At 75.1% G+C, this 1,675-nt stretch carries 2 protein-coding genes; both read right to left on the bottom strand.

What is annotated here, in order from left to right; translation table 11 throughout:
- Window positions 1-233: 233 nt before the first annotated feature.
- Window positions 234-1,469, bottom strand: a complete 1,236-nt coding sequence (locus ABZ646_RS46190) for an ROK family protein (protein WP_360533673.1) — start codon at window positions 1,467-1,469, stop codon at window positions 234-236.
- A 64-nt stretch (window positions 1,470-1,533) separates the two neighbouring features.
- Window positions 1,534-1,675, bottom strand: a 142-nt coding sequence (locus tag ABZ646_RS46195) for an alpha-ketoglutarate-dependent dioxygenase AlkB (RefSeq protein WP_360533676.1), incomplete at its 5' end; no start/stop codon positions are given.

Genomic DNA, 1,675 nt, shown 5'->3' on the forward strand with positions numbered 1-1,675 from the left:
GTCGCCAGTCGAGCGGGCGGTGAGGCTTCCCGTCGAGTCGCCGCCGGAGGCGCCGCGCGCACGAGCACGCGGCCGGCCCGTCGCACGGCTTCGCCGAGCAGGCCGAGGATCTCGGCGCCGGAGCGGAGGCCGGGGCGACGGGTTCATCGGCGAAGCCGACATCGGGCGTGGCGGAGCCGGTTCGACCGGCGGACATCGAGGAACTCGACGCCGCAGTGCGGCCACCGGGTGAACTACCGGAGGGCTGCCAGGGGGTCGTCCAGCACCGGCTGCCAGGCCAACTCCGCGGCCCCTACGAGGCTGTTGTGGCTGAGCGTGCACGGCAGGATCGGCACGCTGCCGCTCTGTCCCCACAGACTGCGGTCGGCGACCACCGCGCGCAGCCGCTCCGGGTCGGCGTTCAGCAGGGTGCGGTGCAGACCGCCGAGGATGATGCGGTCGGGGTTGAGGATGTTGACCAGTCCGGCCAGGCCGAGACCGAGCCGGTCGATCAGGGCTTCGGCGGCCCCGCGGACGGTCGGGTCGGCGTAGTGGTCGCGGACCAGGTCCTCGGCCTGCCGGAGCAGCGACACCTCGGGGCCGGGCTCGCGGCCGGCCTCGATGAGCAGGGCGAGGGGATCCGCCTCGACGTCGAGGCAGCCCCGGCTGCCGCAGTGGCAGGGGCGGCCCTCGGGGTTGACGGTGAGGTGCCCGACCTCCAGGGCCAGACCCGAACTGCCGGTGTGCAGGCGGCCGTCCAGGACCAGCGCGCCGCCGACGCCGCGGTGGCCGGTGGCCACGCACAGCAGGTCCCGGGCGCCGCGTCCCGCGCCGTGCCGGTGCTCGGCGAGCGCGGCGAGGTTCACGTCGTTGCCCGCGAACGCCGGTCCGGTGATACCGGCCGCGCGCACGCACTCCGCGAAGATCCGGCGTACCGGGGCGCCCACCGGCCAGGCCAGGTGCAGGGGGTTGAGCGCCAGGCCCTCCGGCTCGGCGACGGCGGACGGCACGGCGAGTCCGGCGCCGACACAGCGCAGGCCCGTGGCGCGGAGCAGGTCCCCGCCCGCCTCGACGACCGAGCCGAGTACCTTCGCCGGGTCGGCGTCGACGGTCTCGCAGCCGGGGGCGGTGGCGACGATACGGCCGCCGAGGCCGACGAGCGCGGCGCGGTAACCGTCGGCGTGCACCTGGGCGGCGAGTGCGACGGGGCCGTGCTCGGCGACCTCCAGCCGGTGCGAGGGACGACCCTGTGAACCGGCTGCGGCGCCGGGGTGTGCGTCGACCCTGATCAGGCCGAGCGACTCCAGTTCGGCGGCGACGGCGCCCGCGGTGGCGCGGGTGACGCCGAGTTCGGCGGTGAGGACGGCGCGGGTGGGGGCGCGACCGGTGTGCACGAGTTCCAGGGCGGGGCCGAGTGCGCCACGTCCTCTGTCCAACCGGGGTTTCGAGGTTCCGTTCCCCGTCGGGTCGGGGGCGACCTTTCCGCTCATGAGAGGGAGTCTGCCATGATCCTCCGGAGGGGCCGCATCAAAGGTGCGGCGCCCTCGGGGCCGGTCAGAAACCACTCACTCTCAGCGTGACGTTCAGGCGGCCGGTCAGGCCCAGCTCCGCCGGTCCCGTGCCCGGATACACCCTCGGCACCCCGTGATGGGCGAGCCGCGACTCTCCCCCGAACACGAACAGGTCCCCCGACCGC

The sequence above is a fragment of the Streptomyces sp. NPDC007162 genome (assembly GCF_040634175.1).
GTDB lineage: Bacteria > Actinomycetota > Actinomycetes > Streptomycetales > Streptomycetaceae > Streptomyces.

What these genes read in the sequence shown, in the direction of transcription:
- ABZ646_RS46190 (WP_360533673.1), bottom strand. Translation starts at nt 1,469, where the DNA reads ATGAGCGGAAAGGTCGCCCCCGACCCGACGGGGAACGGAACCTCGAAA.